General features: G+C 68.0%; 21 protein-coding genes and 1 tRNA gene. 13 read left to right on the forward strand and 9 right to left on the reverse strand.

Going from position 1 to position 23,960, the window contains the following annotated elements; all coding sequences use genetic code 11:
• Positions 1-50 precede the first annotated feature (50 nt).
• Both EDD41_RS06460 and EDD41_RS06465 read right to left on the reverse strand, forming a co-directional pair.
• Entirely contained in the window at positions 51-1,019 is a 969-nt protein-coding gene (locus tag EDD41_RS06460) for a 4-hydroxy-3-methylbut-2-enyl diphosphate reductase (RefSeq protein WP_123575339.1), read from the reverse strand.
• A 306-nt stretch (positions 1,020-1,325) separates the two neighbouring features.
• Positions 1,326-2,075 carry a hypothetical protein gene (locus EDD41_RS06465; RefSeq protein WP_148060491.1) on the reverse strand — a complete coding sequence of 250 codons (750 nt, stop codon included), beginning with the start codon at positions 2,073-2,075 and terminating at the stop codon, positions 1,326-1,328.
• 408 nt (positions 2,076-2,483) lie between these two features.
• Between EDD41_RS06465 and xseA the strand changes: the two genes are divergently transcribed.
• Positions 2,484-3,752 carry an exodeoxyribonuclease VII large subunit gene (xseA, locus tag EDD41_RS06470; RefSeq protein ID WP_123575341.1) on the forward strand — a complete coding sequence of 423 codons (1,269 nt, stop codon included), beginning with the start codon at positions 2,484-2,486 and terminating at the stop codon, positions 3,750-3,752.
• A gap of 20 nt (positions 3,753-3,772) precedes the next feature.
• The gene (locus tag EDD41_RS06475) at positions 3,773-4,015 is read left to right on the forward strand and encodes an exodeoxyribonuclease VII small subunit (RefSeq protein WP_211336706.1); all 243 of its coding nucleotides are present in this window, start codon (positions 3,773-3,775) and stop codon (positions 4,013-4,015) included.
• Between the two features lie 10 nt (positions 4,016-4,025).
• On the opposite strand, the gene EDD41_RS06480 is transcribed toward EDD41_RS06475, so the two are convergent.
• Both EDD41_RS06480 and EDD41_RS17950 read right to left on the reverse strand, forming a co-directional pair.
• Complete coding sequence (locus tag EDD41_RS06480) at positions 4,026-4,658, reverse strand: substrate-binding domain-containing protein (protein ID WP_170165265.1); 633 nt, start codon at positions 4,656-4,658, stop codon at positions 4,026-4,028.
• 30 nt (positions 4,659-4,688) lie between these two features.
• Positions 4,689-5,027, reverse strand: coding sequence for a LacI family DNA-binding transcriptional regulator (locus EDD41_RS17950; protein WP_342769264.1), 339 nt, complete (start codon positions 5,025-5,027; stop codon positions 4,689-4,691).
• On the opposite strand from EDD41_RS17950, the gene EDD41_RS06490 reads away from it, so the two are divergent.
• Positions 4,966-5,799, forward strand: a complete 834-nt coding sequence (locus EDD41_RS06490) for a PTS sugar transporter subunit IIAB (protein ID WP_123575344.1) — start codon at positions 4,966-4,968, stop codon at positions 5,797-5,799. The two genes, EDD41_RS17950 and EDD41_RS06490, sit on opposite strands and share 62 nt — an antisense overlap.
• Positions 5,800-5,834: 35 nt before the next feature.
• Positions 5,835-7,370: a PTS ascorbate transporter subunit IIC gene (locus tag EDD41_RS06495; RefSeq protein ID WP_123575345.1), complete on the forward strand. Its 1,536-nt coding sequence runs from the start codon at positions 5,835-5,837 to the stop codon at positions 7,368-7,370.
• A gap of 73 nt (positions 7,371-7,443) precedes the next feature.
• Here the strand turns inward: EDD41_RS06495 and EDD41_RS06500 are convergent, their stop codons facing one another.
• Positions 7,444-7,971, reverse strand: coding sequence for a DUF4245 domain-containing protein (locus tag EDD41_RS06500; RefSeq protein ID WP_170165266.1), 528 nt, complete (start codon positions 7,969-7,971; stop codon positions 7,444-7,446).
• Positions 7,972-8,013: 42 nt separating this feature from the next.
• Here EDD41_RS06500 and EDD41_RS06505 point away from each other — a divergent pair, with 42 nt between their 5' ends.
• Complete coding sequence (locus EDD41_RS06505; RefSeq protein WP_170165267.1) at positions 8,014-8,661, forward strand: spermidine synthase; 648 nt, start codon at positions 8,014-8,016, stop codon at positions 8,659-8,661.
• Positions 8,662-8,878: 217 nt separating this feature from the next.
• On the opposite strand, the gene EDD41_RS06510 is transcribed toward EDD41_RS06505, so the two are convergent.
• On the reverse strand, positions 8,879-9,733 hold the full coding sequence (locus EDD41_RS06510; RefSeq protein ID WP_211336599.1) for an HpcH/HpaI aldolase/citrate lyase family protein: 855 nt from the start codon (positions 9,731-9,733) through the stop codon (positions 8,879-8,881).
• Between the two features lie 65 nt (positions 9,734-9,798).
• Positions 9,799-11,133 carry an RNA 5'-3' helicase PhoH2 gene (gene phoH2 / locus EDD41_RS06515; RefSeq protein WP_123576894.1) on the reverse strand — a complete coding sequence of 445 codons (1,335 nt, stop codon included), beginning with the start codon at positions 11,131-11,133 and terminating at the stop codon, positions 9,799-9,801.
• 443 nt (positions 11,134-11,576) lie between these two features.
• Here phoH2 and EDD41_RS06520 point away from each other — a divergent pair, with 443 nt between their 5' ends.
• On the forward strand, positions 11,577-13,913 hold the full coding sequence (locus EDD41_RS06520) for a glycoside hydrolase family 31 protein (protein ID WP_211336601.1): 2,337 nt from the start codon (positions 11,577-11,579) through the stop codon (positions 13,911-13,913).
• Positions 13,914-13,977: 64 nt separating this feature from the next.
• Positions 13,978-14,649 (forward strand): transaldolase family protein, encoded by a 672-nt coding sequence (locus EDD41_RS06525; protein WP_170165268.1) that lies wholly within the window; start codon positions 13,978-13,980, stop codon positions 14,647-14,649.
• 31 nt (positions 14,650-14,680) lie between these two features.
• Here EDD41_RS06525 and EDD41_RS06530 read toward each other — a convergent pair whose 3' ends face one another.
• Together EDD41_RS06530 and EDD41_RS06535 are read right to left on the reverse strand one after the other, a co-directional pair.
• On the reverse strand, positions 14,681-15,130 hold the full coding sequence (locus EDD41_RS06530; RefSeq protein WP_123575348.1) for a deoxycytidylate deaminase: 450 nt from the start codon (positions 15,128-15,130) through the stop codon (positions 14,681-14,683).
• 212 nt (positions 15,131-15,342) lie between these two features.
• A complete protein-coding gene (locus tag EDD41_RS06535; protein ID WP_245995554.1) occupies positions 15,343-16,293 on the reverse strand; it encodes a cation diffusion facilitator family transporter in 951 nt (316 codons plus the stop codon).
• Positions 16,294-16,365: 72 nt separating this feature from the next.
• On the opposite strand from EDD41_RS06535, the gene EDD41_RS06540 reads away from it, so the two are divergent.
• The 6 genes from EDD41_RS06540 (at position 16,366) to EDD41_RS06565 (ending at position 23,665) form a co-directional block, all read left to right on the forward strand.
• Positions 16,366-17,865: a patatin-like phospholipase family protein gene (locus tag EDD41_RS06540; protein ID WP_123575349.1), complete on the forward strand. Its 1,500-nt coding sequence runs from the start codon at positions 16,366-16,368 to the stop codon at positions 17,863-17,865.
• A 147-nt stretch (positions 17,866-18,012) separates the two neighbouring features.
• Positions 18,013-18,792, forward strand: a complete 780-nt coding sequence (locus EDD41_RS06545) for an HAD-IIA family hydrolase (RefSeq protein ID WP_094765697.1) — start codon at positions 18,013-18,015, stop codon at positions 18,790-18,792.
• A gap of 208 nt (positions 18,793-19,000) precedes the next feature.
• Positions 19,001-21,130, forward strand: coding sequence for a LamG domain-containing protein (locus tag EDD41_RS06550; protein WP_094765698.1), 2,130 nt, complete (start codon positions 19,001-19,003; stop codon positions 21,128-21,130).
• 82 nt (positions 21,131-21,212) lie between these two features.
• Positions 21,213-21,288 (forward strand) — tRNA-Lys (locus EDD41_RS06555).
• Positions 21,289-21,317: 29 nt separating this feature from the next.
• A complete protein-coding gene (locus tag EDD41_RS06560; RefSeq protein ID WP_094765699.1) occupies positions 21,318-21,920 on the forward strand; it encodes a hypothetical protein in 603 nt (200 codons plus the stop codon).
• Positions 21,921-22,297: 377 nt separating this feature from the next.
• Entirely contained in the window at positions 22,298-23,665 is a 1,368-nt protein-coding gene (locus EDD41_RS06565; protein WP_123575350.1) for an SH3 domain-containing protein, read from the forward strand.
• The last annotated feature ends 295 nt before the right edge of the window (positions 23,666-23,960 follow it).

Genomic DNA, 23,960 nt, shown 5'->3' on the forward strand with positions numbered 1-23,960 from the left:
GAGCTTGTCGAGGCCCCTCGACAAGCTCGGGAAACGAGGTGGCTGCGCCGTCAGTGGCGAGCGGCGTGCTTCGGGAGGTCCTTGCGCAGCTCGGGCGGCAGGGCGAAGGTCAGCGACTCCTCGATCAGGCGCTCCTCAACAGCCTTCGGGAATCCCTTGCCCTCCAGGTACTCCAGCACGCCGTCGACGAGCACCTCGGGAACCGAGGCACCGCTGGTGACGCCCACATTGTTGACGCCCTCCAGCCAGGCCTCGTCAATCTCGTCGGCATTGTCCACCCGGTAGGCGGCCTTCGCGCCAGCCTCCAGCGCCACCTCCACCAGACGCACCGAGTTCGACGAGTTCTGCGAGCCGACGACGATCACCAGGTCCGAGTGGGCGGCAATCTGCTTCACGGCCAGCTGACGGTTCTGGGTGGCGTAGCAGATGTCGTCGCTGGGCGGGCTCTCCAGCAGCGGGAACTTGGTCTTGAGCCGGTTGACCGTCTCCATGGTCTCGTCGACGCTCAGCGTGGTCTGGCTGAGCCAGACGATCGGCTTGTCGGTGGGCAGGTCCACGGAGTCGACGTCGTCGGGGGTCTCCACCAACGTCATGTGCTCCGGTGCCTCGCCCATGGTGCCCTCCACCTCTTCGTGGCCGGCGTGGCCAATCAGGACGATGGGCAGGTCCTGCTTGGCGAAGCGCTTGGCCTCGTGGTGCACCTTGGTGACCAGCGGGCAGGTGGCGTCGATGGTCTTGAGCTGGCGCTCGGCAGCCTCCGAGTGCACCATCGGGCTCACGCCATGGGCACTGAAGACGACGGTGGCGCCCTCGGGCACCTCGGTCAGTTCCTCGACGAAGATGGCGCCGCGCTGTTCCAGGGTCTCCACCACGTGCTTGTTGTGCACGATCTGCTTGCGCACGTAGACCGGGGCGCCGTAGGTGTCCAGCGCCTTCTCGACGGTGATCACGGCGCGGTCAACGCCCGCGCAATAGCCACGGGGAGCTGCGACGACGACGTGCTTGGCGGTTTCGCTCATGCACCCCAGTCTATGGGCCAGCCAACCCCTGGCGCCCGACGCACGTGCAGCACCCCGTCGCCCACGGTGCACGTCGGCGGGCCACCGTCGCCCCAGTTCACCCGTCGCCCCAGTTCACCCACCGCCCCACTCTGCACGTCGGCCATCCGCTGTGCCGCCCCTGCACGGCACGCCCAGTCGGACTCCGACGTGCACCGTCGCCGCCCGCACCCGGCTACGACGTGCACAGCCCGACGCCGACGTGCAGGGTCACCCGTCGCACTTTGCCGGGCGTCCCGCATCAAGTGCTGGCCCACTACCCATCCGTCACGCGGCGTCGGGAATCCCCCGCCGCAGGGCATCCTCAATCCGACGGCACAACACCGTGGGATACCTCACGTCGTGGTCATCCCAACGGATCTCCCGCCAGCCCAGGGCGGCAAGGTCATTGGCTCGTCGCTTCTCCTGCATCACTGCCCCCGACGGGGTCTGCCCCTTGGCCAGCAGGACGCCGTACTTCACCTGGCCGTCGCACTCGCCGTAGAGCATCTCCTCCTCCCAGGCGAAGTCCAGCCGAGCCAGCAGATGGCCGTTCCGGTCGAAGACCTCGCGCTGCAGGACGGGCATGGGCAGGTGGTGCCGCCACATCATCAAGCGACTCCGGGTCTCCAGCGGGCTCTCCGCACGGCCGTCGGCAAAGGCAAGGGCATCCCGGGCCATCTTGATCCCCGGCACCCGCCCGCAACGTCGGATCACCGCCTCGATGGCCGCTCGGCACTCCGTGGACTCCTTCCCCTGCCCGGCAGGATCCCGCAGGGCCGCATCCAGCAGGATCACGGCCGCGTCGAAACCCATGCCCCTCGCAAGGTCCACCACTGTTCGGGCCCTGCTGGTCACCACCAGGCCGTCGACGCACTCGATGTCCTCCGGGGGAAGCCGGACCATTCTGGTGTGCACCACCCCGTTGCGCTGACCTCCACCCTTGCTGCTGCGGGTGCGGATCACCTGCACCCGGGACGGCACGGCATGAGGCAGCTCGATGCCGTGCACCACCGCCGCCGAATGATGGCTGAGCACCGCATCCCTGAGCCCCGGCAGTGTCGCGTCGATCAGCTGCCGGTGCCTCTGCCGTGCATCGGGGGAGGCCGACGCCGCATAGGCACCGCGCCGGTCGCAGGTATTCGGAGGAATGCCCCTCGGCGAGCAGTTCCCGGGTGGTGCGTGTGTCCATGGCGTCATCCCACGCGGCGCCCCACGCCAACACAAGGCCTGCACGACAACGGACAACAATCGGACAACACCTCGTCGCCACTGTGCACGTCGGGCGTCGACTGTGCCGCCCCTGCACGGCCCGCCCAGTCGAACTCCGACGTGCACAGTGCCCGGTCGCTCCCGGCTCCGACGGGCACAGAGCTCGCCCGACGTGCAGCGTTCCAACCCGCGGGCTGCCCAGAACTGTCAGTGGCGCCGTCTACGCTGAAGGACATGGCAATGGAGAGCTCCCCCGAACAGCCGGTGGCACTGGGCCGGGTGGTCCAGGCGGTCAAGGGCTGGGTGGAGCGCTGCGGCGCTGTCTGGGTGGAGGCCCAGGTCATCCAGATCAACCGTCGGGCCGGCTCCTCGACGGTCTTCATGACCATGCGGGACACCCTGGCGCAGACCTCCGCGTCCATCTCCTGCTCGACGGCGGTGCTGGATGCCGCCGGCCCCCTCACCGAGGGCACCACCGTCACCGCGTGGATCAAGCCGACGGTCTGGAGCAAGAACGGGGCCCTGAGCTTCGAGTGCCGTGAGATGCGCATTGCCGGCGAGGGGCGTCTGCTGGCGCAGCTGGAACAGCGCAAACGCCTGCTGCAGGCCGAGGGGCTCTTCGATCCGGCGCGCAAGAAGCGGTTGCCCTTCCTCCCCCGCACCATCGGCCTGGTCACCGGCGCGGGCTCCGCGGCGGAACGCGACGTGCTGACCAACATTGCCCTGCGCTGGCCCGCCGCCCAGATCGAGGTCCGTCACGCCCTGGTCCAGGGGCCAAAGGCCGCCGAGGAAGTGATGGCCCGCCTCGCGGAGCTGGATGCGAACCCGGCAGTGGACGTCATCATCATCGCCCGGGGCGGCGGTTCGCTGGAGGACCTGCTGCCCTTCAGCGACGAGGGGCTGGTGCGCGCCGTCGCCGCCGCCCGTACCCCCGTCGTCACCGCCATCGGTCACGAACCGGACATCCCGATCGTGGACCTGGCAGCAGACCTGCGCGCCTCCACCCCCACCGACGCCGCCAAGCGCGTCGTGCCCGACGCCCGGGAGGAGTCCGAGCGCGTCACCCAGGCGATCGGCCGGATCCGCGGCGCCGTGGTGAACCGGGTCCGCGTGGAGCAGGAGCACCTCGACGCCCTGCGCTCCCGCCCGGTGCTGCGTGATCCGGCGGGCAGTTTCGACATCCACTACGACCGGCTGGAGAACCTGAGGCTGCGGCTCGACCACGCCATCGACCGCTCCCTGACCCAGCACGTCACCAGCCTGCAGCACGACCTGAGCCGGGTCCGGGCGATGAGCCCCAAGGCCACCCTGGAACGCGGCTACGCGGTCCTCGTCGACGGCGAGGGCGGCTCCGTGGCCTCCATCCACGACGTCGACCTGGACGACGACGTGATGGCCTACCTGGCCGACGGCAAGCTCACCCTGGGCGTGCGGGAGATCGATGACCCGACGGGCCAGGCCACCGCGAGCATGGACGACTTCGAATTCGACGAGGAGAACTGATGACCAACCCCACCCCCGAGATGCCCGGCACGTCGCCGGAGATCAGCCCCGAAGGGGCTGCTTCGCAGGCCCCGACCATTGGCTACGAGCAGGCTCGCGAGGAATTGGCCGAGGTGGTCCGTAAGCTGGAGTCCGGTGGCGTACCACTGGCCGACTCGATGGCCCTGTGGGAACGCGGCGAGAAGCTCGCCGCCATCTGCCAGCAGTGGCTGGACGGCGCCAAGGCCAAGATCGACGCTGCGCGCGCCCAGTCTGCCCAGTAGCCGCGCCAGCTCAGGGACAGCCGCACGAGGAGCGGTGCTCGATGTAGCAGTCCAGCCGCAGCGTGCGGGGCGGACGCCCTGGATCGGCAATGCGGTCCAGCGCCATCTTGACCGCCCTGCTGCCGATGGCGTGGAAGGGCTGGGACACAGCGGTGACGCCGAGCTCCATCAGTTCCGACCATTCCAGGTCGTCGAAGCTGACGAAGCCGATGTCACCGGGCGCCCTAACGCCCTCCACCTTGAGTGCTTCCATGAACCCCAGGGTCATGTTGTTGTTGCCGCACAGCACCCCAGCGGGCGGGTTCTTTCGGCGCAACAACTGCAACGCAGCCCGACGGCCACCCTCGACGGTGGAGCGACCGTCGACGATTGGGTCCTCATGCACCGGCAGACCCGCCCGGGCATGCGCGGCCCGGAAGCCGGCCTCGCGTTCGCGGGCACCAACACCAAGGCGTCCACCGGGTGCGCAAGCAGGGTGCGCACCGCCGAGACCTCCTTGACGGGATCCTCCCCCGAGACACCCATCCGCAGGGTCATGCCGGCTCTGGTTGCCTCGGCATCGAGGCCAGCAAGCATCTCCGCAAGGACAAGCATCTCCGCAAAGAAGGGACTGGCCGCGGAGGAACGACGACGCCCATGACACGCTGGCCAGGCTCCGCTCCGATGGCCTCCATCAGCCGTAGGTCCCGATAGCCCAGGGCCCTGCAGCCTCGAGCACCTTCGCCCTGGCGGCAGGCGCGACGTGCCGTGTCTGGTTCATGACGTGCGAGACGGTCGAGAGCGAGACTCCCGCAGCCTGTGCCACTTGGGTCATGGTGATCACTGCTACATTCAGCCCCTTGCCCAAGGGTTTGCGCAAGATCCTGCGCAAAACCGGCGCCGCGACGACCGCACTACGTACTGTCGTTCCACAACCAACGAAGGCGCCCGACCAGGAGAGTGATGCCACCATGACGAGTCCGCAAGACCATGGAGCGAAGACGGTGGTGGGCCTGCTCGCCCCCACGGCCATCCGGCTGGATGCCACGGCGCAGGACTGGGAGGACGCCGTGCGACAGGCCGGCGCCCTGCTCGAGTCCGAAGGGGTCGCGACGAGCGACTACACCCAGGCCATGGTGGACAGCATCCACACCAACGGCCCCTACATCGTCCTGGCACCCGGCTTCGCCTTCGCCCACGCACGCCCCTCCGAGGCCGTGCACCGCACGGGCCTGTCCTGGCTGCGGCTGGCAGAACCCGTCGAATTCGGGCACAAGCGCAATGACCCGGTGGAACTCGTCGTGGCGATGGCCGCCGCCGACAGCACCGAGCACCAGGCGGCCATGGCCCAGCTGGCCAAGGTGGTCAGCAGCAAGCCGACCATGGAGCGGCTGCGCACGGCGCCGGATGCGGAGGCAGTGTTGGCGATCCTGGCCGAAACCACCTCTCCGCGCACCACACCCGCACCGCAGCCCGCCAACCACGCGGAACAGCGGAGCACGAGGGGCCGCTCCCTCACCAAGGACCACATCATGACGGTGTGTGGCAATGGCGTGGGAACGAGCCTCTTCCTCAAGAACACCGTCGAGGGCGTCCTGCAGAAGTGGGGCTGGGGGCCCTTCATCACCGTCGAGGCCACCGACACCGTCTCGGCCAAGGGCAAGGCCAAGGAGTGCGACCTGATCATGACCTCGGGCGAGATCGGCAAGACCCTCGGTGACCTGGGCGTCCCGATGGTCATCATCGAGAACTTCACCAGCGAACAGGAAGTGGACGCGGCACTGCGCGAGATGTACGACATCTGAGCCTCGCCCCGTACGAACACTAGAAAGGTCCACCCATGAATTTCGTGATGGCGTTCGCCCAGTTCCTGGTGAACGAAATCCTCAGCGTGCCGGCATTCCTGATCGGCATCATCACCGCTGTCGGCCTGGCCGCCATGCGCAAGACCCGCGGGCAGGTGATTGGCAGCGCCCTGAAGGCGACGCTGGGCTTCCTGCTGATCGGCGCAGGTGCCGGACTCGTGGTCAGCTCGCTGGCCCCGCTCGGCATCATGATCCAGGGCGCCACCGGCGCCCACGGCGTGATCCCCACCAATGAGGCGATCGCCGGCATCGCCCAGGCCCAGTACGGCGGCATGGTCAGCTGGCTGATGATCCTCGGCTTCCTGCTCAGCCTGGTGCTGGCCCGTTTCACCCCCTTGCACTACGTCTTCCTCACCGGCCACCACATGCTGTTCATGGCGACGATGCTCACCATCGTGCTGGCCAGCGCGGGCTATGGCGCCCCCGTCGTGGTGAGCGTCGGTGGTCTCCTTCTTGCCATCCTGATGGTCAGCCTTCCGGCCCTGAGCCAGCCCTGGACCCGCCAGATCACCGGCGACGACACCATCGCCATCGGGCACTTCGGCACCGCCGGCTACATCGTCTCCGGCGCTGTCGGCAAGGCCGTCGGGAAGAAGAGCCGTTCCACCGAGGAGATGAACCTGCCCGAGTCGCTGCGCTTCCTGCGTGACTCGATGGTCTCCACTGCCCTGTCGATGGTGCTGATGTACCTGGTGCTGGCAGTCATGTTCCTGGTGCGCGGAGGCCGCGCCGCCGCCTTCAAGTCCTTCGAGAACGGCGCGACGGGCATTGGCAACTACCTGATGCAGTCCGTCACCCAGGGCCTGCAGTTCGGCGTCGCCGTCGCCGTGATCCTGTTCGGCGTGCGCACCATCCTTGGCGAGCTGGTCCCCGCCTTCCAGGGCATCGCCGCCAAGGTGGTTCCCGGCGCCATCCCCGCCCTGGATGCGCCGATCGTCTTCCCCTACGCCCAGAACGCGGTACTGATCGGCTTCATGGCGAGCTTCGTCGGTGGCCTGGTGATGCTGGCGCTGCAGAGCATCTGGCTCAGCCCAGCCTTCGGTCTGGCCCTGATCCTGCCCGGCCTCGTGCCGCACTTCTTCACCGGCGGCGCCGCGGGCGTCTACGGCAATGCCACCGGTGGCCGTCGCGGCGCCATTCTGGGCGCCTTCACCAATGGTCTGCTGATCACCTTCCTGCCCGCCCTGCTGCTGGGCGTGCTCGGCAGCTTCGGCGACGCCAACACCACCTTCGGCGATGCCGACTTCGGCTGGTTCGGCGCCCTGGTGGGCAGCGCGGCCAAGCTCGGGTCCGTCGCGGGCATCATCGCGATGCTGGTCATCGGCCTGGCTGTGATGGCCGCGGCCATCACCGTGCAGAAGAAGCTCGTCGAGACCGGTTGGGTCCCCGCCCCGTACCGGCTGGATGCCAAGAAGACCGGCGACGCGGGTCAGGCCCGCCCCGCCTCCGCCGGCAGCTACCCGAAGATCGCTCCGCCGCAGGGCGCGCCCAAGCCGCCCGCCTCCATCTGAGGCATCGGCCAGCACGCACAGACGCAGGGTGTGAGGATTCTCCTCACACCCTGCGTCTGTGTTCTTCGGGGCCTCAGGCCAGGGTCGAGGAGAAGGCCTCCACCCCCTCGTAGGGCACGTCACCACAGACGATCGTCGTCGACGGGCGCTTGCCCTCGACGGCGCGGACCAGGCAGTGACTGCGCTCGTCGCCGGTCAGGTAGCGCTTCCAGGTGCGCTTGACGCCGGAGGCCGTGGCCACCTCGGAGGTGCCATCCTCGACGCCTTCCCGGGTGACGGTGCTGACGAAACCGGGCTGGTTGGCGCCGACGCGCTGCTTCACCTCGAAGTAGACCTTCTCCGGGCTCAGGAAACCCAGCTGCAGTTCGTCATTGCCGTAGCGGGCGCGCACGGGCTTCCACGTCTCGGGCAGGTTGCTCGGGGCCAGGATGTCGTAGGGCGCCTCGGTGCGGGCATCGGCGACGACGGGCTTCCAGTCGGCCACCGGAACCTCCGGCTCGGCAGGGGTGCGGGAGAAGAAGTAGTAGATCGCCATCGCCGGGAGAAGGATCACGGCGAGGGAGATGATCATGTCGCGGCCCGTGGCCCTCTGGTTACGCACGCGCTGCATCCTACGTCAGTGCACGGGGGCATCATGTTCTCCATGCAGCAGTCCTGGTTCGACGACTCCGACGGTTTCGACATTGCCCTGCGCCGGCGGGAGTCATCCCGCGGGGAGGTCTTCGAGCTGATCGTCAACGGCATGTTCGCCATGGACAGTGTCGATGCCACCAGCGAGCTGGAGCTCGCACGGCTGGCCCCGCAGGCCTCACGCCGTGTGCTGGTGGGCGGGCTGGGGCTTGGTTTCACCGCCGGTGACCTGTTGGACCGGCTGCCCGACGTGGCGGTGACCGTCGCGGAGCTGTCGTCGGCGCTGATCGGTTGGGCGCGCGAGGGCATCGTCCCCGGCCTGGCCCGCGTCGCCCAGGACCCGCGAGCCACCCTGTGGCACGTCGACGTCGCCGAGGCCCTGCGCACAACCTCAGACTGGGACGCGATCCTGCTGGACGTGGACAACGGCCCCGGCTTCCTGATCCACGACAGCAATGCCGCGCTCTACGGTGGCAGCTTGCTGTCCGCGGCCCGCGATGCCCTGGCCCCCGGTGGCTTACTGGCCATCTGGTGCGAGAACGCCACGCCATCCCTGGACGCGGCCCTGCGTGAGCTGGGCGGGGATGTGTGGCAGGTGGAGGTGCCCGTCGAGCGCGACGGGCACCAGATCACCTACGCCATCCACTGCCTGCGTCGCTGAGGCCTCGACAAGCTCGGCCGTCGGGCGTATGCCGCGCGCTCGCCCGTCGGGTGTGCCACCAGCTCGCCGTCGGGCGTGTGCCGCACGCTCGGCCTGGCATCCGCTCGGGTTCCCGTCAGCCGCTCGGGTTCCCGTCATCCGCGTGTGTTGCAACCCGAGCGCCTTCCACAAACCCGAGCGCCTTCCACAAACCCGAGCGGACGACGCCTCGTGCGGGTCAGTCCTTGCCGGGGACCTCGATCCCGAAGGCCAGGGCGAGGTCCAGCAGACGCCGGGACCGCGCCAGCTTGGGCGTGTCGGAGGCGCTGCGGATCTGGTTGCAGCCGGCCTCGAAGTCGGCCAGGAAGGAACTGGCCCACTCGATGTCGTCGTGCGACGGGGAGAGCACCTCATTGACGATCGGGCACTGCTCCGGCGTGAGGCAGAGCTTGCCGCGCATCCCGAACTTCTGGGTGTTGTCCGCAGAATTGGCCAACTTGCCGCCCGTCGCACCCACGGCGGGTCCGTCGATCGGCCCCGGCAGCCCGGCGGCGCGTGACGCGATGGTCAGCTGCGAGCGGGTGTAGGCCAGCGCCATCTGGTCGTCGTCGATGCCGGTGTCGCGACGGAAGTCACCCAGCCCGAAGGCGATCCGGAAGGTGCCGCGGGACTGCGCGATACGGTCCAGCAGCATCATGGCGCGGGCCGTCTCGATCATCGCCACCACCTTCTGGTGGGGCTGCAACTTTTCCGCGGTCTTCTGCACGTGCTCGCTGGTCTCCACCATGGCCAGCATCACGCCGTGCATCCCGGGGAAACCGGCCAGGGCGTCCAGGTCTCCCTCCCACCACGCGGTGCCGAATCCGTTGATCCGCACCCAGGCCTCACCACCGCGCCGGAAGAAGTCGACGACATTCTCCCGTGCCTTCAGCTTGTCCGCGGCGGCGACGGAGTCCTCGACGTCCAGCACCACGGCATCGGCCTGGCTGGCGATGGCCGCGTCGAAGAGTTCCGGCCTGGAGGCGTTCACCAGCAGCCAGCTGCGGGCAATGTCCGGGCTGATCCGTTGCGAGGGCGTCGGCGTACTGGTCAAGGCTGTCTCCTTCGTCCACAGGCTTCCCGGCGGGGTGCCCTGGTGGTCACATTCTGCCCTGCGGATCAGAGACTGTCCTCCAACATCTCCGTCACCAGCGCGGCGATCGAGGAACGCTCGGAGCGGGTCAGCGTGACATGCCCGAACAGCGGGTTCCCCTTCAGCTTCTCGACGACGGCGGCGATCCCGTCGTGCCGGCCTACCCGCAGGTTGTCCCGCTGGGCGACGTCGTGGGTGAGCACCACGCGGGAGTTCTGCCCAATCCGGCTCAGCACCGTCAGCAGCACATTGCGCTCCAGGCTCTGCGCCTCGTCGACGATCACGAAGGAGTCGTGCAGGCTGCGGCCGCGGATGTGGGTCAGCGGCAGCACCTCCAACATGTCCTGGGCGATCACCTCGTCGATGACGTACTTGTTGGTGACGGCTCCGAGGGTGTCGAAGACGGCCTGGCCCCAGGGCGCCATCTTCTCGTTCTCGGTGCCGGGCAGGTATCCGAGCTCCTGACCGCCGACGGCGTACAGCGGGCGAAAGACGACGACCTTCTGGTGGAGCCGCTGCTCCAGCACTGCCTCCAGCCCGGCGCACAGGGCCAGGGCGGACTTGCCGGTGCCGGCCCGGCCTCCCAGGGAGACGATGCCCACCTCCTGGTCCAGCAGCAGGTCCAGGGCGACGCGCTGCTCGGCGGAGCGGCCGTGCAGGCCGAAGGCGGCCCGGTCCGTGCGGATCAGCTTCACCCGGCCATTGGGCATCTTGCGCGCCAGCGCAGAATTGCCGGTCTCCCCCAGCAACTTGAGGCCGGTATGGCAGGGCAGCTCGTCGGCCTCCAGCACCTCCACCTCGCCGGACTCGTAGAGCTGGTCCACCAGCGACGACGGCACGTGCAGCTCCCGCATCCCCGTCCAGCCGCTCTCGACGGCCAGTTCGGCGCGGTACTCCTGCGCCTCCAGCCCCATCACGGAGGCCTTCACCCGCATTGGAAGGTCCTTGCTGACCACCACGACGTCATTGCCCTCTGCGGCCAGGTTGATGGCCACCGCCAGGATCCGGGAGTCATTGTCGCCCAACCGGAAGCCGGCCGGGAGCCGCTCGGGGTTGGTGTGGTTGAGCTCGAGGTGCAGGGTTCCGCCCTGCTCGTTCACGTCGACGGGTTCGTCGAGGCGCCCATTGTCCACCCGCAGATCGTCGAGCAGCCGCAGCGCGGTGCGTGCGAAGTAGCCCAGCTCGGGGTGGTGTCGTTTGGCCTCCAGTTCCGCGATGACGACGATCGGGAGGACGACGTGGTGTTCGGCGAAGCGCAGGATGGCCCGCGGATCGCTGAGCAGCACGGAGGTGTCCACGACGTAGGTCTTCAGGCCGGTGGCGGCCGCTGCGGCGAGGACTGGCTCGGAGGGCTTGAGCACGAGAAGCTCCTTCACAGGTGAAGGGGTCGCCTCCCGTGGCAGCCGACCCCGGTCGATCGTCAGGGTGTCGGTGGTGCCGTGGAACGGAGCGGATGCCGTGAGGAGCAAGCTGCTCCCGGGCCAATCGTCGGTCCGTCCATGTCCCCCAAGCTACGACGCAGACGCCCCCACTTCCGGCTCGCGCGAGCCTCTTCACGCACTGTTCACCGCAACGTCAGACGGGGGCTGCCCAGGCGACGCCGGATCGTCGGGACAGCACTGGGACGGCGTGCGACTCCCCGCGGCGGACCCCCCAGCAGGCACGGGACCGGCCAGCGGCACACGAATCAATCGCTCTGCAAGTACTGCACCACAAGGACATTCGCCCAATTTGAGGGAATTTGGCTCCTATACTGTGTAGTAATTGGGTTCTGGGGTCACCGCCGATCCCTAGAGTGGACGTCATGACCATGCTGCCCCCGCACCTGCGGCTGGCCATCACACCGCTTGCCCCACCGGGCTCCGTCGTGGCCGGCGAGCATTTCCGATTCACCATTCTGACCGAGCACCTGATGCGTTGCGAGTACTCGCCGTCGGGGGTCTTCGAGGATCGCGCCACCCAGACAGTGGTCAACCGCAACCTGCCGACACCGGACTTCCGGGTGCATCGCGAGGGCGAACGGGTGCAGGTCTTCACCAACGCCTTCCACCTGGACTACTCCGGGGGTGAGTTCACTCCCACCAACCTGAGCGTCCAGGAACTCACGGGTGGCTACCACTCGGTGTGGCGCCCAGGAGAGGAGCCGGACAGCAAGTTCGCCGACTACCTCGGCCTGCGCACCCAGCTCGGTGGCACGGCCCGCACCCTGGACGCGGTGGACGGCGCCTGTGAGCTGGAGAAGGGCCTGGCCAATTCGCTGGGCATCACCAGCCTCGACGATTCGCACAGCCTCGCGCTGACCGACGACGGCTGGGTGGCACAACGCCCCGAGGGCAACCTGGACTTCTACGTCTTCGCCCACGGCCGCAACTATGGCGAGGCGGTGCGGGACTTCTACCGGATCTCCGGCCCGCAGCCCGTGCTCCCCCGCTACGCACTCGGCAACTGGTGGAGCCGCTACCACGACTACACCCAGGACGAGTACCAGCAGCTGGTCGAACGCTTCGAGGACGAGCGCTTGCCCTTCAGCGTCGCCGTGGTGGACATGGACTGGCACCTGACGGACATCGACGAGAAGTACGGGGCGGGCTGGACCGGTTACACCTGGAACACCGAACTCTTCCCGGACCACGTGGCTTTCCTGGCCTGGTTGCACGAGCACGGCCTGAAGGTCTCGCTGAACGTGCACCCCGCCGATGGCATCCGCGCCTTCGAGGAGGCCTATCCGGCCGTCGCGGAGGCGATGGGCATTGACCCGGCCTCTGAGCTGCCCGCGAGCTTCGACTTCGCCGATCCGCGCTTCATCCGGGCCTACTTCGAGCACGTCCACCACCCGATGGAGGCGGAGGGCGTCGACTTCTGGTGGCTGGACTGGCAGCAGGGCAGCCATTCCCGCATCCCGGGCCTGGACCCGCTGTGGATGCTGAACCACCTGCACTTCCTGGACTCGGGGCGCGACGGGCGCCGGCCGCTGACCTTCAGCCGCTACGCGGGGCCGGGTTCTCATCGCTACCCCGTGGGCTTCAGCGGGGACACGGTGATCAGCTGGGCGTCGCTGGACTTCCAGCCCTACTTCACGGCGACGGCCTCGAACATCGGCTACGGCTGGTGGAGCCACGACATCGGTGGCCACATGTTCGGCACCAAGGACGACGAGCTGGCCACCCGCTGGGTGCAGTTCGGCGCCTTCAGCCCGGTGAACCGCCTGCACTCGTCGAATGGCATCTTCAACGGCAAGGAGCCGTGGCGCTTCGGCCCCGTCGCCCGGCAGGTGATGGGTGACTTCCTGCGGCTCCGCCACCGGATGCTGCCGTGGCTGTTCACGGAGAATGTCGAGTCCTCCCGTGGCCTGTACCCGCTGGTGCGTCCCATGTACTGGAGCGATCCGGATGAGATCAGCGCCTACCAGTGCACCAACCAGTACTGGTTCGGGCGTGACCTGCTGGTCTGCCCCATCACGACGCCCGTCGTGTCCGGGACCCGCCGCGCGGCCGCGCGGATGTGGCTGCCGGAGGGATCGTGGACGGACCTGTTCACCAACCTCACCTACCGCGGTGGACGCGCCGTCACCATGCACCGGGCGATCCACCAGATCCCGGTCCTGGCCCGCGCCGGAGCCATCATCCCGATGACTCCCGAGGACGAGCTGGGCGTCCAGAACCCGTCGCGCCTGGAGCTGCACGTGGTGGCCGGCGCCGACGGCTCCTACACCCTCGTGGAGGACGACGAGCGTGCCCAGCCCCGCGAGGCCCGGACCCGGATCACGTGGTCGCAGACCACCGGCGATCTCGTGGTCCACCCCGCCGAGGGTGACCTCGACGTGGTCGCTGGGGTCCGGCACGTCACCGCACACCTGCACGGGGCCGGGGACGTCCAGGTCATCAACCTGGGTGAGGTGACGACGGCGGCCGGTGCCGCCGGCTGCTTCGACGGCGCCCTCGAGACCGACAACCAGACCGAGCAGCGCATCTTCGACTTCCTCGACGAGGCCGAGATCGCCATCTTCACCAAGGAACAGGCCCTGCAACTGGTCAAGCGCCACCCGACGCCGGGCTCCCGCTACGCCGCTCTGTGTGAACTGCGCGGCCTCGACCACGACACTCTCGCGGTGCTCCGCGAGCTCCTGCTGGCGGTGGAATGACATGAGTCCTTCCTCGCTGGCCCTGCTGACCCCTCAACGACTCCCCCTGGAAAGGCCAATGCTCATGCCCTGCTGTCCCGTACCCGTCGGTTTCTACATCGACTCGGCCGACCAGGCCGCCGCCGAACGGTGGCTACCCACCGGCATCTTCCGCGGCATCACGACGAACCCGACGATCCTGCGCGACGCCGGCCGCCACCTGTCCGAGTGTGCGGACATCTACTCCTTCGCCCGCGAACATGCCGCGGAGGAGGTCTTCTTCCAGACCTGGGGCGGCAACGCCGACGAGTTGTACGCCAATGCCCAGCGGCTGCTGGAGATGGCCCCCGAGTGCATCATCAAGGTGCCCACCACGGAGGCCGGGTCCCAGGCCACGGCCCGCCTGAAGCGCGACGGCGTTCCCGTCCTGATGACGGCCGTCTACTCCACCCGGCAGGCCCTGGTGGGCGCCGCGCTGGACGTCGAGTACATCGCCCCCTACTTCAACCGGATGTTCATGGCCGGCCGCAATGCCATGGGGGAGATCGGCCAGATGTGCCGCGCCATCCCCCAGGACGGCACCGGCCCGCTACTGGTGGCGGCCTCCATCAAGTCCGCACAGCATGTCGTGGCCCTCACGGACCTGGGCGTGCGCCGCTTCACCATCTCCCCGGACGTGATCGGCCAGCTCTTCGACGACGACCTGGCCCACAAGGCCGTCGACGTCTTCGAGGAGGACATGACCGACGTCCTCTGACCAACCGGACCCGGGGGAACGGGACGATTCCCTACCAGGCGACGAGGCCGTCCTGGTCGTACTCCCCCTGCGGCCACACGGCGCGCACGATCCCGGCTGCCGCGAGTGCCTTGCGGCAGCCGGGACACGGCTCGTCGGTGATGTATGCGGTGGCACCCTTGGTGTCACGAGTGGAGAAGAGCAGGGCGTTGACCTCGGCGTGGATGGCGATGCAGAAGCCGGGGCTGCCGGGGCGGTCGTAGTCGCCCAGCCCGGGCACCTGCTCATAGGTGAGCTGGCCGCGCGGGCATGCGCCCTCCAGACAGTCCGGACGGCCGGGGGCCGCACCGTTGTAACCCGTCGCGATGATGCGCCGGTCGATCACCAGCACCGCTCCCACCCGGCGTCGGGTGCACTTGGCGCGGGCGGCGACTGCTGTGGTGATGCCGAGGAAGTACTCGTCCCACCCGGGCACGATGGTGGAGACGGCCTGATCTGTCATGGGCACATCCTAGGGATCCCCCGTGACCGGGCCTCGGCCGGACCATTCCCCTGCCTCACAGCCGCTCGGGTTCCCCACAGCCGCTCGGGTTCCCCACAGCCGCTCGGGGTCCCCACAGCCGCTCGGGTTGCAACACACGCGGACCACTCAAACCCACGCGGACCGCTGGAACCGCCCCCAAGACCAGGGGCGAGGCCGCAGCGAGTCCGTGGTCAGCTGATCCCGAAGTCGTAGTCGTCGTAGGAGCGTGGGTCCTCGATCGGCTCGGAGTGGATCATCACGTGCAAGTCCGGGTATGCCTCCAGCAGGGCGTCGGTGATGTCCTCGACGAGGTCATGGGCCTGCTGCACGCTCCAGGCACCGGGCACCAGCAGGTGCATGTCCATGAAGCGACGGTGTCCCGACTCCCGGGTCCGCACCCCGTGGAACATGATGTTCTCCCCGGTGAAGGACTCAAGGATCTCGCGGATGCGACGGTTGTCCTCCTTGGGGAGGCTGACATCCATCAGGCCCATCCCGGACTCATGCATCAGCTTGCCTCCGGTGAACAGGATGTTGACCCCCACCGCGAAGGCGACGATCGAGTCCAACCGCGGCCAGTTGGTCAACCAGACCAGGCCGACACCCGCGACGACGCCGGCGCTGGTCCACACGTCGGTCATCAGGTGCTTGCCGTCGGCGGTCAGGGTCATGGAGCGGTACTGCTTGCCGGCACGCAGCAGCACCCACGCGACGCTTCCGTTCAGCACGGAGGCGACGACGGAGACCAGCAGGCCCACGCCGACATTCTCCAGCGGCTGCGGGTGCAGGAAGCGCTGCACGGCGGAGACCATGATCACGCCGGCGGCCACGAAGATCATCGCGCCCTCGACGGCGGCGGAGAAGTACTCGGCCTTGCTGTGGCCGAAGTTGTGGTCCTTGTCCGGCGGCTTGATGGCCACCCGCAGGGCAATCAGGGCGACGACGGCGGCCACCAGATTGACGACGGACTCGGCGGCATCGGACAGCAGGCCGACGGAGCCGGTGATCCGCCACGCAAAGGTCTTGAGGGCGATCGTCGCCACGGCTGCCGCGATGGACAGCCACGCGAAGCGGGTCAGGTCCACAGGTGCGCTGCTGCGCGTGTTGACGGGGGACGCCGCGGGGGCGGACTGGTTGCTCACATCGTCCAGTCTCCCACCAGCCTCGCCGGGCTGGAAGCCAAGCTCTGAGGGCCGGCTGGGTACGCTGGCGGCATGGCACGACGCACCTGGCTCGGGATCGGCGCCTCCCTGCGTCTGGGGCGCGAGGAGAGGCAAGGTCTGGTCCTGTCCGGAGGTGGCTCGAAGGCCAGTTTCCAGTTGGGCGCGCTCGCCTACCTGTACGAGGTGGTGGGCATCGAGCCGCAGGTCATCGTCGGCACCTCTGCCGGCTCGATCCTGGGGGCCATGCTCGCCCAGTCCGCGGACCGTGAGCAGCAGGTGGCCGCGCTGCGTGACCTGGACGCCCTGTGGCTGGACATGACCCAGCAGAGTGACATGTTCACCGAGCGCACCTGGTTCCGCCGCTTCCGTTCCCGAGGGCAGGACCTGGTGCAACTACTGAACCGGGACACTCGCAGCGGCTGGTTGAGCGGCGGTCTGCACAGGATCCAACTGCCCTTCGCGAAGGCAGCGGAGTCACCCGGATCCCCAGACGAACCGGGCTCGCCAGCCGAGGCGCAGGAGGAGCTCACCGGCCAGATGGAGACCCTGGCGATGGCGACGCTGGATCCCACCGCGGAGGGCCCGGAACTGACCCCCAGCCAGGTGATGGCGATCCTGGCGGGCCTGAGCCGTATGCGTGGGATGGGCAATGACCTCGGCGTGATCATGTCCGGCGCGGAGAAGACCCGTTCCATGTACATCCCGGGCCCGCTGCTGCGCGCCCTGCTGGGCGAGGGCGCCCTGTTCGACTCCTCCAGGGTGACCTCCTCCGGGATGACGGTGAGGATCGCCATGGTGAGCCTGGAGAGCGGTGAACTGCGCTTCATGCGCGAGGACGGCCGGCTGGTGGACCGCGACGACGTCGAACTGCCCGGCGAGCCGCATGACTTCTCCCGTGGGGTGCTGGCCTCCTGCTCCATCCCCACCGTCTTCACCCCGGTTCCGATGGATGGCGAGCACTTCGTCGACGGTGGTGTCCGGGAGAACCTGCCGGCGGAGATGGCGATCGGCCCGTTGGGCTGCACGACGACCTATGTGGTCACCTCCAATGCGCCGGGGGTGCGGGCCAGCGGCTCCTTCGAGGACAAGGACATGTTCCAGATCATGTTGCGGTCCACGGAGATCCAGTCCGACGAGACCGAGCGCGACGAGGTGGCCTATGCCAAGCTCGCCGGGGCCGTGGTGATCGAGCCGGAGTTCGATGTGCACGAGGCACTCGTGGTGGACCCCGGCCTGATCCGGATCAACCGGGACTACGGCTGGATCCGCGCCGCCGAGCAGCACCTGGGAGCGACGGTGGCCGAGCAGGCCCTCGACCGCAGCATCATCGCCGCGCGTCGACGTATCTGGGAGTTGGAGAAGAACCACCTGGACCCGGCCGTCCCCCACGACGAACGCGAACTGTTGCTGCTGGCACGGCTGAAATATGATCTCCGGGACCAGGTGCCCCGGCTGCGTCCCGAGCTGCTGCCCGAGGGCGCGGACCAGTGGTGGCAACGCTGGGAGGCCCACCCGGTGGCTCCGCAGGTGGACCCGCCCTGGCTGGTCTGACCCCGGCTCCTGCGGAATTTCGCGGGACCTGGCGCCTGTGAACCTTCCAAGGTCCTCCTGGCCAGGATCCTCCCGCGAAAGTGTCGGCCCGATCGCCCGTCTGGCCCCGTTCACACTGTGTTGACCCGGCCGGGTTAGGTTGGGGACGTGCGTACACCACGAGACATCGAATGCTGGCTCACTGACAAGGATGGGGTGCTGGTCCACGAGGACATCCCCATTCCTGGCGCCGCGGAACTCATCCAACGCTGGGTGGACACCTCGCAGCGCTTCCTGGTTTTGACCAATGACTCGTCGATGACCCCGCGGGACCTCAGCGCCCGGCTGGATCGCTCCGGCCTGACGGTGCCGGAGGAGAACCTGTGGACCAGCGCGCTGGCCACGGCGGCCTTCCTGCAGCGCCAGAAGCCGGGCGCGCGGGTCTACGCCATCGGCGAGGCGGGGCTGACGACGGCCCTGCACCAGGCGGGTTTCATCCTGACCAGCACGGACCCGGACTATGTGGTGCTGGGCGAGACGCGCACCTACTCCTTCGAGTCCATCACCCAGGCCATTCGGCTGGTCGTCGGCGGCGCAAAGTTCATCACCACCAACCCGGACACCACCGGCCCCAGCGCCCAGGGCCTGCTGCCGGCCACTGGTGCCGCGGCCGCCATGATCACCGCGGCCACCAACCGTCGCCCCTATGTGGTGGGCAAGCCCAACCCCATGATGTTCCGCTCCGCCATGAACAAGATCGAGGCACATGCGGAGACCACGGCGATGATCGGAGATCGGATGGACACCGACATCGTCGCGGGAATGGAGGCAGGCCTGTTCACCGTCCTGGTGCTCAGCGGCATCACGGGACGGATGGACCTGGAGCGCTTCCCCTACCGCCCGGACCTGATCGTCGAGAGCGTCGACGAGTTGAAGGACATGCTCTGAGCCCTCGACAGGATCGGGCATCGTCAACGGACCCCACCACCAGGTGAGGAGCTGCTGAATTCATCAGCGCCGCCTCAGGCAGTGACCCGTGGTCTCGCCCCGTCGGTTGTTAGCCTGTCCATACCCCCGAAGAAGCGTGCACCCCACACGTCAAGGTCTCCCCCGGCCAATCGCTCACGCATGTCCGAACGACCGAAGGAAACTTCTCGTGACCAGCACCAATCGCCGTACCTTCCTCGCCCTGGGGGCCGCGGGTGTCACCGCCACTGCCGTCGCCGGGTGTTCCGATGACGAGCAGCCCACGCCGTCGCCCACACCGGCCACCAGTCAGGATGCGACGCCGACGGTGACCCCGGGTGGGCTGAAGGAGGCCGTGCTCGCGGACAAGCCGCTGCTCTACCTGGATTTCCAGGATGACGCCGACGCGAAGAACCCGGCGGACCAGTCCGGGAACAAGCGCAAGGCCGTCCTGCACGGCAAGATGTGGTGGCCCAATGACGCGTTGTCCTTGGCCGCTCCGAATGCCGTCGGGCGTGCCTTCTACTCCGGCGTCAGCAATGACGAGGCCTGGATCGAGATCCCGGACGCCCGGACCTGGCTGGCCGAGGCTCCGAAGACCGGCCTGACGGTGGAGATGTGGCTCTGTCAGGACGAGCCCAACTTCAACCAGACCCTGTTCAAGCTGCACTCCACCAGCGACGAGACGGGCTGGTCGATCGGGCTTCGCCAGGAGGGCAATGGCCTGGCGGCCGAGGGCCCCGGATACAAGGCCGTCGAGCTGGACAGCGCCAAGCTGCCCAAGGCCTGGCACCACGTCGCGATGAGCATCGACGCCAAGGGTGCGGTGACGGGCTATGTGGACGGCAAGCAGATCGGCACCGGGAGCATCGGCCTCTTCGTCGGCAAGGTGAAGTCCGCCACCGTCGGCACCAAGGACGGCAAGGGTGCATCACTGTCCGGACAATGGTCCCACTACGCCATCTACGGCTCCCCGCTGAGTGCCGATCGAATCAAGGCCCACCACGACGCGGGTGTGCAGAAGGTTGACCCGGCCATCCGCGGCGTCGACTGGTGGTTCGGCGGACCCGCCTACTACAAGCAGTTCACCAATGCCGAGGTGCTGGCCGACGAGAAGCGCTTCCACGTGGCCGAGTGGTGGATGAATGCCTTCGACGAGGACTTGCCCACGGAGAAGAAGTACGCCGACGGCGCCGTCGTCGTGGACCCGCAGGTGACCCCGGAAGGGCTGCGAAAGGCGGGCATCTGGACCATCCGCACCACCGGCATGGACATGACCGGCAAGCCCGGCGCGGAGACCGTGGGTTGGCTGCCCGAGGACGAGGCGGACATGGCCACCGAGAAGATGGCCAAGATGGAGGAGAACCTCAAGAAGCACCCCAGGGGCTACCTGGCCTATTCCAACTTCGGAACCGGCGTGACCATCTCCTCCATCGACCGTTACCGGGTGCGGCCCCTGGTGGACCGCCCGAACCTGCACCAGGTGTCGGCGGACCTGTACTCCTACTGCTTCAGCCCGAAGGTCTGCCAGCAGGTGGAGGACGCCTGGGGCGTGCCGAAGGAGATTGCCCGACGGGCCGCCATCCACGGCATGACCGTGGAACGCTGCCGCGCCTTCCTGACCCGGCCGCGGCCGGTCTGGGGCCTGGTGGCCCTGGGTCATGGTGGCGTCACCGCGCCCGGCGAGCCTGGCTGGTCCTCGGTGCCCAGCGCCGACGAGGTGGAGGGCGCCATGATGTCCTGCATCCTCGGCGGGGCTTCGGGAATCCTGCTCTTCCCGCAGACCTTCCCGGACTCCAAGAAGGCCCCGGTGTGGAATGCCAAGACCGCCTACAAGGCCGGCGACACCGTGCGAGACCCCAAGGAGACGCACCGCTTCTGGTACGCCCGGGTGGAGCCCAAGCAGGGCGTCGACCCAAACACGGTGACCGACGACACCTGGCTGAGCTGGCGCCCCGGCGTCTTCGGCGTGCGGGACAAGGACCACTTCGCCCGGGGTGTCAGTGACCGCGTCGAGCAGGTCAAGGCGCGGCTGCAGACCCATGCGCCGGTCTTCAACGCCCGTTCGGTCCACAAGACCTTCAACGACAAGCTGTACACCCGCTACTGGCCCACCACGCCGGACGGCAACAGCTACCTGTTGGCGATGCAGAAGATCGAGCACTACTCCGGCGAGTACCAGCTGCAGCTGCCCGAGGGCGTGGACGCCAAGCAGGTGGAGGTGGTGGACGCGGACCGCACCCTGGAGGTCAAGGACGGGGTCTTCACCGATTCCTTCGCCCACGAGTGGGAGCACCGCCTCTACCGCTGGAAGGCCTGAGGCTGGCGCCCGTCCCCGTCGGCCGAGCCTGTCGAGGCCACGGGGGCGGGCCACCCGGCGTCACCGCTAGACTGGCCGACGCGCCCCTATAGCTCAGTTGGCAGAGCAGTGGACTTTTAATCCATGGGTCCTGGGTTCGAACCCCAGTGGGGGCACCACGCGTCACCCGTCGACGAGGGAGCAGCCCGTGCGCGGATTCTTGGTGGTGCTGGCCATGGGGTTGGTCCTGCTTGCCCTCGCGGCGCTGCGGGACCGGCACACCCGTCGGCTTGCCGAGGCGCAGCTGGGGATTCCGCTGGAACACCTTGGGGCAACGCCAGCCAGTACGCCCGATGAGTCCCAGCAGGCCGCCCTCGACGCCTTTCGCACCGCCCAGCCACGCTTCGACGCTCCGCTGGCCGATGAGCGATTCGCCAGCTGGGCCTCGCCCGCCACCCTGGAACTGACCGATGTGGACCTGCTGTGCTGCGCCGAGGGCGTCGGCTCCCGGCGGGAACTGATGGACAGTCTGGCCGTCGCACGACGTACGGGCCGACACCTCGTGGTGGTCTGTCCGGCCCCCGAGGAGAGCCTCGTCGGCCTCCTGGCCAGTGCTCCATCTGGGACTGCGCGCACGCCGCTGTTGGTCGCGGACCCACAGACCTGCAGTGAGCTGGCCCAGGCCACAGGCGGCCGTCCGGCGACGCGTGCGGACCTGCAGTCCGGAGCCGCCCCATCCGGCCATGGCAAGGCGCGACGGCTGGTTGCCGATGCCACTGGTTGCTGGGTCCAGGGCCCCGACGAAAGCTGAACCTCAAGTTTCGGTTGACCGTGCATCTGTGTGTCTCTCAGACGTCCCTTCCCAAAGTCTCAGGTGCCGAGAATCGTGCACCCATGATTCGAACAAGGGAACATCTATGCCGACTGGCATACAGGTCGGGGCAAGGCAAGACCCCTTCAGCGGTCATTCGAATCACAACGATGTAATTCCATTCCTGAAGTTCCGCTGGATCCGGCGGCGATTCACTTGCCAGGCAGTCATTGCCGTTCCCGAAAGGATTGGCCCTCCAGCGGAGGATCTCCCTACAGTCCGGTCCGTGGCACCGGCCACGGACGTGGGGAAGCGTCCATGCCGGTGCCATCCACCAGTCCACGCGGTTGGGGAAGAACCGCCGGAAGGAAATTCTCGTGTCTGCACTGCGTTTGGCGCGGTTGTCGGCGGCCTCGGCCGTCACGGCCGGCATGCTCTTGGGCGGTACCCAGCTCGTCGTCGGCCAGATGGCCCAGGCCCGCAACACCGCCATGACCTCGTCCGTCGTCCTCAACGTCCGCTCCAGCCCCGGACTGGGTGCCCCCGTCGTGGGCGTCCTCTCCCGCGGCGCTCGGGTGACCGCCATCGGCTCCTCGGTCAATGGTTGGACCCCGGTGCGCTTCCAGGGCCACAAGGCCTGGGTCTACACCAGCTATCTGCGCACGGCGCGGGAAGTCACCTCCTCAACCGCCACGGCCGCCACCAGCGGACGCGCCTTCACGACGGAGGCGCTCAATGTGCGCACCGGCCCGGGCATCGACAACCGGGTACTGACGGTGCTGGCCAAGGGTTCCCGGATCAACCTGACCGGACGTCGCGACGGCGCCTGGCTGCAGATCACCCTGGATGGCCAGAGCGCCTGGGTGAACAATGCCTGGATCAGCACGACTGCCGGCTCCAGCTCCACCGTGGCCATCAGCGGCAGGGCACGTGCCACCGCTGACCTGATGATCCGCACCACCTCCAATGCCTCCTTCCGCAGCCTGGGTGACATCCCGCGGGGAACCATCCTGCAGCTCACGGGCAAGCGCACGAATGGCGTGGCGCAGATCCTGTGGCAGGGAAGGCCCCGCTGGGTGAATTCGCAGTACCTGGCGGGCGTCGGAAGCACCAGCACCACGGCCGGGGTCAGGGCCCCGGCGACAATCGGGGTGCGCTACACGACGACGAGCCTGAGCATCCGCCCTGCATCCACCGGACTGCGCTACCTCTACAACGTGCCCACCGGTACGGCCTTGCGGGTGACCGGTGTCGTGGAGAACGGCCGCGCCCAGGTGGTTGTCCAGGGTGCCGTGCGCTGGGTGACGGCGATGTACCTGTCCGGCAACAATCCCGCGGGCAGCGCCCCACTGGCGCGCACCCTCTACTCGGGTGGCGACCTGAACACCGGCGGGTCGGTGGGGCTCAACTCGCTGACCTCCAGCGCCAAGACGGTCGTCGGTGTGGTGCGGGCCAACTACCCCGCCATCAGCACCATGTACGGCGTGCGCAGCGATCCCCTGCCGGACCACCCGTCGGGCCACGCCGTCGACGTGATGCTGCCCAACTACCGCTCCAATGCGGACCTGGGCTGGCAGATCGCTCGGTACATGCGGGCCCACGCCAGTGAGCTGAACATCAAGTACGTGATCTACCGCCAGCAGATCTGGTCCGTGGCCCGCAGCAATGAGGGCTGGCGGCCGATGGCGGACCGCGGCGGCGACACGGCCAACCACATGGACCACGTGCACATCACCGTGAACTGAGCCCAAGCAGAATTCAGAACAGATGCAGGGCAGGGTGCCACCGCAACCATTGCAGTGGACCCCTGCCCTGCATCTGTTCTGTCCTCGCCCGTCGGCCTTCAGGATGCCCTCGCCGATTCCCTGCGAGAGTTGCGGGTAAGCGTTCCTTGAGCGGTGCGGTCCCGCGGGAGTGTGCTCGTTCATGCCATCCGCATCGCATGTATCCGCAACTCTCGCAGGGAGTGGGTGGTGGGCCCCGGAGGGCAGTGGAGCGGGTCGGGCCCGATGGGTCAACCCGCTGGTTTTGAGCCGAGCC

This window comes from Luteococcus japonicus (genome assembly GCF_003752415.1).
In the GTDB taxonomy this organism is placed as follows: domain Bacteria; phylum Actinomycetota; class Actinomycetes; order Propionibacteriales; family Propionibacteriaceae; genus Luteococcus; species Luteococcus japonicus.